The sequence below is a fragment of the Oscillospiraceae bacterium genome, from assembly GCA_035353335.1.
GTDB lineage: Bacteria > Bacillota > Clostridia > Oscillospirales > JAKOTC01 > DAOPZJ01.
In genome coordinates, this window is sequence record DAOPZJ010000014.1 from 1 (window position 1) to 10,445 (window position 10,445).

6 protein-coding genes are annotated in these 10,445 nt (G+C 54.6%); 3 read left to right on the forward strand and 3 right to left on the reverse strand.

Features of this window, described 5'->3' with window-relative positions; all coding sequences use genetic code 11:
* The coding region (locus PKH29_04420; protein ID HNX14079.1) for a hypothetical protein at positions 1–472 on the forward strand (472 nt) is incomplete at its 5' end.
* Between the two features lie 249 nt (positions 473–721).
* Here PKH29_04420 and PKH29_04425 read toward each other — a convergent pair.
* From PKH29_04425 to PKH29_04435, 3 genes are all read right to left on the reverse strand, one after another.
* Complete coding sequence (locus PKH29_04425; protein HNX14080.1) at positions 722–3,181, reverse strand: FAD-dependent oxidoreductase; 2,460 nt, start codon at positions 3,179–3,181, stop codon at positions 722–724.
* A gap of 480 nt (positions 3,182–3,661) precedes the next feature.
* The gene (asnB, locus tag PKH29_04430; protein ID HNX14081.1) at positions 3,662–5,236 is read right to left on the reverse strand and encodes an asparagine synthase B; all 1,575 of its coding nucleotides are present in this window, start codon (positions 5,234–5,236) and stop codon (positions 3,662–3,664) included.
* 120 nt (positions 5,237–5,356) lie between these two features.
* A complete protein-coding gene (locus PKH29_04435; GenBank protein ID HNX14082.1) occupies positions 5,357–7,441 on the reverse strand; it encodes a glutamine synthetase III in 2,085 nt (694 codons plus the stop codon).
* A gap of 439 nt (positions 7,442–7,880) precedes the next feature.
* Between PKH29_04435 and PKH29_04440 the strand changes: the two genes are divergently transcribed.
* Entirely contained in the window at positions 7,881–8,984 is a 1,104-nt protein-coding gene (locus PKH29_04440) for a glutamine amidotransferase family protein (protein HNX14083.1), read from the forward strand.
* Between the two features lie 39 nt (positions 8,985–9,023).
* The coding region (locus tag PKH29_04445; GenBank protein HNX14084.1) for a glutamate synthase-related protein at positions 9,024–10,445 on the forward strand (1,422 nt) is incomplete at its 3' end.

Below are 10,445 nucleotides of genomic sequence, written 5' to 3' on the forward strand. Positions count from 1 at the left end.
CGATCAGCCCGTGCTGCGCAAAAACGTCTGGGGCCGGGGTACGGCGCAGATTTTTGCGAGCGTCTCCAAAGAGATGCACGAGGAATTTGAAATTGAATATGAAAAGCGCCTGATGGAGCCGTTCGGCCTGGTCTATTACGGCTGCTGCGAACCGCTCGACAAAAAGATCGACATCGTCAAAAAGATCCCTCATCTGCGTAAAATCTCGATCACGCCGTGGGCGGATGTCAATATCGCCGCCGAGGCCATCAGCAAGGATTATGTCGTCGCTTTGAAACCCAACCCCGCCAATGTCGGCGCTGCCTTTGACCGCGAAGTTATCCGCAGCGAAGTCAAGCACCTGCTCGACGCCTGCGCCCGCAACAACTGCACCTGCGAAATCGCCCTCAAAGACATCAGCACCGTCGCCCACAACCCCGCCCACCTGCAGATTTGGGAACAAACCGTGATGGAACAGGTAAGAGCGTATTAACACACCGTAGGGGCGGATATTATTCGCCCGCAAACCTCGGCAAGTGTAAAGTGTCATTCCAGTAACTCGTAGGGGACGACTCGGCGCTCCGTGTACCGCAGGGGCATGCAGCAACCCGCACGGCATGCAATCCACGCGGTGGGAACGAGGTCGTCACGCCCTACGATGGTAACGATGCACAAAAGCGACCATATTGCATGATATGGCCGCTTTTTGTTCCGCTCAGGATGACAACTATATTGTATAATTTTAAATAAACAAATTCACATTGGATTCTTCCGCGTCGCCGAGGTAGGCGCCCACACCGCCGAGCTCGACACCTTCGATGAGCTCTTCTTCCTTGATGCCCATGACGTCCATGCTCATCGTGCAGGCCACGATTTTGACGCCGGCCTTCATGGCCTTCTTGATCAAATCCTCAAGCGAATCGACGTTCTTATCGCCCATGATCTTCTTCATCATCTTGGTTCCCATGCCGCCCATATTCATCCGCGATAACTTCAGCTTTTTGCTGCCGCGCGGCAGCATCGCGCCGAACATCGACTCCATAAAGGTCTTTTTGACCTTCTGCCGCTTGGGTTTGCGCAGCACGGTCAGCCCCCAGAAGGTGAAAAACATCGTCACCGGCCTGCCCATTGCCGCGGCACCGTTCGCGATGATAAAGCTGGCAAGCACCTTGTCGAGATCGCCCGAAAACACGATGATTGTCTTGCCCTCTGTGTTATCCCGAACTACCGGAGCCGCCGTGTTGGCACTGCCTTTTTTCACGAGCGCCACATAATCATCCCCGCGCCGGTCGTTTGCCACCAATGTGTTGCCGGTGCGCCTTGTCCACGCCACGATATCCCGCGCAAAGCCCGGGTCGGACGCCGAGACCTCGACGACGTCGCCGTTATGCATCTCTTTCATGGTCTCGAACACCTTCATGATCGGGCCGGGGCACTGCATGCCGCTGCAGTCGAGCCGCATCGACGCTTTCGGGATGTCCTTGGTGTCCACATGCCCGCTGTCGGAGATACTCACCTGCGCAATCGGCGTGGTATCGGGCTGATAGTGCGTGGATTGATAAAACCGCGCACCGCCCGGATAGAGCTTGACGTTCTTGAACCCGTTCTCTTTCAAAACCCGTGTGGCGTTATAAGCCCGGACGCCGATGGCGCAGAACACCGAGACCTCTTTGGATTTATCCAATTCGGAAAGACGGATGCGCAGCTGCCCGAGCGGGATATGCTTTACGTTTGCGTTCGGCAGCGAATACGCCATCAGTTCCGCATCTTCGCGCACATCAAGCGCGACCGCTTCCGGTTCCTTTTCGAGCACGTCCCAGGAAGAATAGGCGACTTTGCCCGATAATACGTTTCCGGCGACATATCCGGCCATGTTCACGGGGTCTTTTGCCGAGGAATACGGCGGCGCATAGGCAAACTCAAGGGTTTGTAAATCATAAACGGAAGCGCCGAGCCGAATCGCGGTCGAGAGCGTATCGATGCGCTTGTCAACACCGTCTTTGCCCACGATCTGCGCACCGAAAATCTTTTTGCCGTCCATCGAGAACAGCATTTTTAACGTCAGCGGAACCGCGCCCGGATAATACCCGGCGTGCGAATTCTGAGTGATGATAATGCTCTCGTAATCCTTGCCCTTGACCATGCCGCGCTTAATTAACGTCTTTTCGTTCGCGCCGGTCGACGCGGCGGTCAGATCGAATACCTTTGCTACCGAAGTGCCCTGCGTGCCCTCATAGGTCTCGTTTGCGCCGTTGATATTGTTTGCGGCGATCCTGCCCTGCTTGTTCGCGGGGCCTGCCAGCGGGATCATCGTCGGCTCTTTGAAGGTGAAATCTTCTACTTCTATTACGTCGCCAACCGCGTAGATATTCGGGTCGGAGGTTTTGAGGGTTTTATCGACGACCACACCGCCGCGCGCGTTTACGGTCAGCCCTGCCGCTTTGGCGAGTTCGCCGTTCGGGCGTACACCGATGGATAAAATCACGAGTTCGGCACTCACGGTCTTGCCGCTTTTGAGCGTAACCGTCACATCGTGCTCGTTGTTTGTAAAGGAACTGACGCCGTCGCCCAAAAAGAGCTTGACGCCGTTTTGCAGCAGATTTTCATGCAAAAGCTGCGCCATCTCAAAATCGAACGGAGACATGACCTGATCCAACGCCTCGATCAAACTGACCTCGACGCCCGCATGCCGGAGGTTTTCGGCCATCTCGAGTCCGATAAAGCCGCCTCCGATCACCGCCGCGGTCTTGACGCCCTGATCCTGCACCAAAGCGCGGATGCGGTCGGTGTCGGGCACGGTCCAAAGGGTCTGAATGCGCGAGGAGTCGATGCCGGGAATCGGCGGGCGCACAGGCGATGAGCCGGTCGAGATGACCAGCGTATCATACGGCTCGGCATAGGTTTCGCCGGTGTCCACCCGCTTGACGGTGACTTCTTTTTTCTCGCGGTCGATGGCGACAACCTCGTTTTTCACGCGCACGTCGATGTTGTATTTTTTCTTCATGGCTTCGGGGGTCTGCAGCAGCAGCGCGGCGCGGTTTTTGATCACGTCGCCGACATAATAGGGCAGCCCGCAGTTGGCGTAGGAGATGTATTCCCCGCGTTCCAAAATCACGATTTCGACACTCTCGTCCAATCTGCGCAGCCGCGCCGCACAGGTCGCGCCGCCCGCGACGCCGCCGATAATGACTACTTTTTTCATATAGTACCGACCTTTCCGCTCATAATCTCTTGTTTGTTTATTTTCGGTAATCCTTCTAAAAATTTGATTAAATAGTTTTCCTTCTCTGTCTTGCCCTTATTATACACCCATTCGACTGAATTTTCACTTTAAATCAAAAATTGTTGCATCGTTTCTGCCGCTTCTTCACCGGCATATACGGTTTATTTTTATTATAATTTTTCCGGTGTTGCCATTCTGTAACTATATCACATTGCAACTGTTTCCAGTAAGGGAATCTTGCTATATTAATTTTTTTTACCAATTTCCTTCTTTGCGAGGAACACAGTGACGAAGCAATCCGGAGCATGGGCGTCTGAATTACTGCGGGTTAAAGTCCTTCACTATGACGATTGAAAATTAAAAGGAGAAAACGAACACCGGCGCGGTCCAAAAAGACCGCGCCGGTGTTTTATCTGTTTCCTCATTTTCACGCTTTTCTTTATTTATGCGAATGATTTTTTACTTTCCGCTTGCGCCGTAGTTGGCGAGCACGCGCGCCGACGGGTCGTTGACCGCGCAGTTCGGCCAGGTCTTGTTGGGCATCCAGAAATCGATGACCATCTCGGCCTGTCCGGGGTAAAACTGTTCAAACAGTTCCCGATACATCAACGATTCTTTTGTGAAGGGTCTCGCGTGGCTGTACTTTGCCGAAAGCCGTGTAAACTCCCCGTCGGTATATTTTTGCTCGGCATGGGCTTTCAGCACGTCGACCATCGAGTGGCCGACCGCATCGGAGAAGGCGGCCTTTTGGCGCATCAAAATCGACTCGGGCAGCCAGTCGCCCTCGAACGCATGGCGCAGCAGATATTTGCCGATGCCATAAGTGTTCATCTTGATCTGAGGATCGAGTTCCATGACATATTTCACGAGATCGAGATCGCCGAACGGGACTCTGGCTTCCATCGAGTGGGAAGAGATGCAGCGGTCCGCGCGCAGAACATCGTACATATATAATTCCCGGATGCGCTTTTCGGCCTCGGTCTGGAACGCCTCGGGGCTCGGCGCGAAATCGGTGTATTTATAGCCGAACATTTCGTCCGAGATCTCACCGGTCAACAGCACCCGCACATCGGTCGCCTCCCGAATCTGTTTGCACAACAGATACATGCCGATCGAGGCGCGAATCGTCGTGATGTCATATGTGGCAAGCGCGCGCACGAGCTCGGGAAGAACCGCAAGCACATCGTCGTCGTCCATATAAAACTCGGTGTGCTCGCTGCCGATGTACTCGGCAACTTCTTTGGCATATTTCAGGTCGATGGCGTCGGTCGTCATGCCGATGGCGAAAGTTTTAATGGGCTTTTTGAGCTCTCTCGCGGCAATGGAGCAAACGAGTGAACTGTCCAGACCGCCGCTGAGCAAAAAGCCGAGCGGCGCATCGGAATCGAGCCGTTTCTGAACGCCTGCAATCAGTTTGTCGCGGATATTCCCGCAGACGGTTTCGACGTCCGAAGCAATCAACTTTTCGGGCATTGCGATGTCGCAGTATCTGGTGAACACGCCGTTTGCATAGTAGCAGCCCGGCGGGAACGGATAAATCCGATCACAGATGCCCGCAAGGTTGTTCGCCTCGCTGGAAAACACCAGACCGGAGCCGCGTTTTCCGTAAAACAGCGGCCGGATGCCGATGGGATCGCGGGCGGCGATAAAGTCGTCTTTTTCCCCGTCGTAGAGAATCATGGCGAATTCGGCGTCAAGCATTGAAAACATCTTTAACCCGTATTCACGGTACATCGGCAGTAAAATCTCACAGTCACTGTCGCTTTTAAAAATGTATTTTTTCGATAATTGTTCCCGGATGGGGCGGAATCCGTAGATTTCGCCGTTGCAGACCACTTTGCTGCTTCCGAGCGAAAACGGCTGCATGCCCTCCGGCGTAAGGCCCATGATCGAAAGCCGCTGAAAGCCCAAATATCCTCTTCCCGCGTCCTCGATCCGTTCTCCGTCGGGACCTCGGCGCCCGGTGCATGCGAGGCAGCGGGAGACCTCGCCGCGAGAGATGTTTTTTTCGGTAAAACCGATAATGGTGCACAAACTGGATAACCCCCGATCATTTGGATGAGTTGATTTGTTTATTTTGACAAGGCATTTACAATACGGAAACGCCCCGAAGGGCGTTTTCGTCAGAAAAACAGGTTGATCTTAATGGTTATATTATCTGACGCCGAACAGCAGTTCACCGTAGCTCGGCAGCGGCCAGACGTCGGAAGCGGTAAGGCTCTCGGCCTCGTCACATGCGGCGCGCAGTTTCGCCATAGCCGGGATGACGGTGTCTTTGCAGAACTTTGAGGCCTCGAGCGACTCGGAAATCTCTTTCAGCTTTGCGACTCCGGACTTCAGAGCGCAGCAGCCCTCAAGAATCTCATCGCCGAGTTCGGAGAGTTTTGAAGCGGTCTTGGTCTCGTAACCCGCAGCGCACTTCAAACCCTTTTTCAGTTCGGCTGTCTCGCAAAGCTGAGCGGTGTATCCGCTGACAGCCGGGAGAATGTCTTTGTCGACCATGTCGATCATCGTCAGCGCTTCGATATTGATGACCTTGACGTAGTTTTCGAGGATGATCTCATAACGGGACTTGATCTCGGCTTCGGTATAGACCTTGTGCTGCTTAAAGAGCTTGATGTTTTCTTTTGAAATCAAGAGCGGCAGGCAGTCGGGCGTGGTGCGAAGATCGAGCAGACCGCGCTTTGCGGCTTCCCTGACCCATTCCTCGTCGTATCCGTTGCCGTTAAAGATGATGCGCTTATGCGCTTTGATCTCGGATTTGATCAATTTGTGCAGCGCGCCGGTGAAGTCCTTTGCGCCCTCAAGTTTATCCGCATAGACCCGGAAGGCCTCGGCGACGGCGGTGTTCAGCATGATGTTGGCGCAGGCGATGGAGTTGGCCGAGCCGACCATGCGGAACTCGAACTTGTTGCCGGTGAAAGCGAACGGTGAGGTGCGGTTGCGGTCGGTGGTGTCCTTGGGGAAATGCGGCAGGACGTTAACGCCGATTTCGAACTTGGTCTTGCCTTTTCCGTCATAGGCCTTATCGTTTTCGATCGCATCCAAAATGCCGGTCAGCTCGTCGCCCAAAAAGATCGAGACGATGGCGGGAGGCGCTTCGTTCGCGCCGAGACGGTGATCGTTCCCGGCGCTCGCGACCGAGATGCGCAAAAGGTCCTGATGCTCGTCGACGGCCTTGATGACCGCGCAGAGAATCAGCAGGAACTGGGCGTTTTCAAAGGGGGTGTCGCCCGGTTCGAGCAGGTTCTGCCCTTCGGCGGTGGAAATCGACCAGTTATTGTGCTTGCCGCTTCCGTTGACGCCCGCAAAGGGCTTTTCGTGCAGCAGACAGATCATGCCGTGGCGCTTGGCGATCTTCTGCATCATCTCCATCGTCAGCTGGTTGTGGTCGGTGGCGACGTTGGTGGTCGCAAAAACCGGAGCAAGTTCGTGCTGAGCAGGGGCGACTTCGTTATGTTCGGTCTTGGCCGAGATACCGAGTTTCCACAGCTCCTCGTTCAGGTCCTGCATGTATTCCATAACTTTCTGTTTTAAAGAGCCGAAATAATGATCCTCGAGCTCCTGGCCTTTGGGGGACTTTGCGCCGAACAGCGTGCGTCCGGTGAAAATCAAGTCCTTGCGGCGATCATAAAGTTCTTTCGGAATCAAAAAGTATTCCTGTTCGGGGCCGACGGTCGTTTTGATCGAAGCCGTCGAGTTGCCGAAGAGTTTCAAAATGCGCTGCGTCTCTTTGTCGATGGCCTCCATCGAACGCAGCAGCGGGGTCTTTTTGTCGAGCGCTTCCCCCGAATAGGAACAGAACGCCGTCGGAATGCAGAGGATACCCTCTTTGATAAACGCAAAAGAGGTCGGATCCCATGCGGTGTAGCCGCGGGCTTCGAAGGTGGCGCGCAGGCCGCCGGACGGAAAGCTGGACGCGTCGGGTTCGCCCTTGACCAGTTCTTTGCCCGAGAATTCCAAGATCACGCCGCCGTCGCCGTCGGGAGAGATAAAGCTGTCGTGCTTTTCGGCGGTGATGCCGGTCATCGGCTGGAACCAGTGGGTGAAATGGGTCGCGCCCTTTTCAAGAGCCCAATTTTTCATCGCGTTGGCAACGACGTTGGCGACCGAGAGATCAAGGGTTTTCCCCTCTTTGATCGTCTGTTTAAGAGAGCGGTAGGTCTCCTTCGGGAGACGTGTCTTCATCACCGAATCGTTGAATACCATGCTTCCGAACAGTTCGGAAATCGTTGTCATATCTCATATCTCCTTTTCGATCTAGTAAAAAATAAAAGACAAAGACGCCACAGAAACAATCTGCGGCGCCTTTGCCGTAATATGGGGCAACTATACACCAATTCGAAAATGATGTCAATACCCTTTTTAAAAAAATCCGAGCAGGGCTTGATGCGCGCTTCCCGGAGACGAATGCGGCATCGCGCCGCTCTTCATTCGATCAATGCGGCAGTTACCCGCCGCACCCATATTATATACGGCTTCCATTGCAGGCGTGATTTTCTTTTTAAAACTCTGAAAGTCAGCCGATTTCAACCGAAGATAAAACATCTTGACAATCCGATTTCGACATCATATACTATAAATGTGGACAAAGGCGTTCACCGCGCAGCGGTTAGTTCTGCGCGGGGGCGCTTTTTTTGTTATATGTTTTTGTCCGACTAATTTGTGAGGTTATTTTATGATTCGTGAAGGAGAAGTCCGCATTCCGTCGGGGTGCGCGATCGCCGGCGTCTTCGCCAAGGACGGCACGCCCATCAACGGAGGTAAAATCGTCAAATCGATGACTGTGATGCACGAGCGCTCCAACGGTCTCGGCGGCGGCTTTGCCGGTTACGGCATCTATCCCCAATACGCCGATCTGTATGCATTCCACCTGTTTTATGAAAATCAGGCGGCCAGAGAAGAATGCGAAAAATATATCGATAAAATGTTCGAGGTCGTCAACCTCTCGCGCATCCCGGTGCGAAAAACGCCGAAAATCACCGACGCGCCGCTCATCTGGCGTTATTTTGTCGCGCCCAACCACAACCGCCTTGCCGACAGCGGAATCGACGAGCGCGAATATGTCGCCCGCGCGGTGATCAAGATCAACACCGGTTTCAAAGGCAGTTATGTCTTTTCAAGCGGCAAGAACATGGGCGTTTTCAAAGCGGTCGGCTTTCCCGAGGACGTCGGCGAATATTATCGCCTCGATGAATACGAGGGCTACTGCTGGACCGGCCACGGCCGCTATCCGACCAATACCCCGGGCTGGTGGGGCGGCGCGCATCCGTTCGCGATGCTCGACTATTCGGTCGTACATAACGGAGAAATCTCTTCTTATGACGCAAACCGCCGCTATATTGAGATGTTCGGCTATAAATGCACGCTTTTGACCGACACCGAAGTCATCACCTATATGACCGACTATCTGATGCGCCGGAAAGGCCTTTCACCCAAAGAAGTCGCAAACGTTTTCGCGGCGTCGTTCTGGAGTACAATTTCGCGCATGCCCGAGGCGGAGCGCGACCGCTGCACCCGCCTCCGCATGGCTTTCAGCTCCTTGCTGATCACCGGGCCGTTTTCGATTCTGCTCGGCTATGAAGGCGGTTTGATGGCGCTCAACGACCGACTGAAACTGCGCTCGATGGTCTCCGCCGAAAAGGGCAAGATCGCCTATGTAGCCAGCGAGGAGTGCGCCATCCGCCAGATGGAACCGGACGCCGAAAACATTTATTCTCCCGCCGGCGGCGAACCGTTAATCTTCACCCTCGAAAAAAGTCCCGCCAAGGCGAAGAAATAGGCCCCGCGCCATTCATTGCGGAAAGGAATTGCTGTTATTATGTCGATTGATTTTCAATATCCAGATTTCGAAATTATCCGCGACGACGCGCGCTGCATCCGCTGCCGCGTCTGCGAGCGACAGTGCGCGAACGAAGTGCACTCTTTTCTCGCTGAGGCGGACCGGATGATTGCGGATGAATCAAAGTGCGTCGATTGTCACCGGTGCGTCTCTCTTTGTCCGACAAGGGCTTTAAAAATCGTTAAAAACGAAAACGCTTTCCGCGAAAACGCAAACTGGCAGCCGAGCTTGATCAAGGAGATCTATAAACAGGCGGCGACCGGCGCGGTTTTGCTGTCCTCGATGGGCAATCCTCAGAATCAGCCCGTCTATTGGGATAAAATTCTGATGAACGCCTCACAGGTCACGAATCCGTCCATCGACCCGCTGCGTGAGCCGATGGAGACCCGCGTGTTTCTGGGCAAGAAGACCGCCGAGTTGAAACGCGACAAAAACGGAACTTTGCTGCCGGAACTTTCGCTTCAGCTGGAACTTTCGATGCCGATCATGTTCTCGGCGATGTCCTACGGCTCGATCAGCTACAACGCCCACGAGTGTTTGGCCCGCGCATCCAAAGAACTGGGTACTTTTTATAATACCGGTGAGGGTGGCCTGCACAAGGACTTTTACGCATACGGCCCCAACACGATTGTACAGGTGGCTTCAGGCCGGTTCGGCGTCTATAAAGATTATCTCGAAGCGGGCGCTGCGATCGAGATCAAAATGGGTCAGGGCGCAAAACCCGGCATCGGCGGGCATCTGCCCGGCACCAAAATCGTCGGCGACGTCTCGGCCACTCGTATGATTCCGGTCGGTTCCGACGCCATCTCCCCTGCGCCCCATCACGATATTTATTCGATAGAAGACCTGCGCCAGTTGGTCTATTCGCTCAAAGAGGCCTCGGCTTATCAAAAACCGGTCATCGTCAAGGTCGCCGCAGTCCATAACATCGCCGCGATCGCCAGCGGCATCGCGCGCAGCGGCGCGGACGTGATCGCCATCGACGGCTTCCGCGGCGGCACCGGCGCGGCTCCGACCCGCATCCGAGACAACACCGGCATTCCGATCGAACTCGCGCTTGCCAGCGTCGACGAACGTCTGCGCAAAGAGGGCATCCGCGATAACGTCTCACTCGTGGTCGGCGGCTCGATCCGCTCCAGCGCCGACGTAGTCAAAGCTGTCGCCCTCGGAGCCGACGCGGTCTATATCGCCACTGCCGCGCTGATTGCGCTCGGCTGCCATCTGTGCCGCACCTGTCAGACGGGAAAATGCAACTGGGGCATCGCGACCCAGCGTCCCGAACTGGTACGCCGTCTGAATCCCGATCTCGGCTATAAACGTCTCGTCAACCTGATGAACGCCTGGAACCATGAGATCAAGGAATTCATGGGCAGCATGGGCATCAACTCCATCGAGGCGCTC

Coding starts and splice junctions, on each gene's coding strand:
- PKH29_04425 (HNX14080.1), bottom strand. CDS start 3,181: ATGAAAAAAGTAGTCATTATCGGCGGCGTCGCGGGCGGCGCGACCTGT.
- PKH29_04435 (HNX14082.1), bottom strand. CDS start 7,441: ATGACAACGATTTCCGAACTGTTCGGAAGCATGGTATTCAACGATTCG.
- PKH29_04440 (HNX14083.1), top strand. CDS start 7,881: ATGATTCGTGAAGGAGAAGTCCGCATTCCGTCGGGGTGCGCGATCGCC.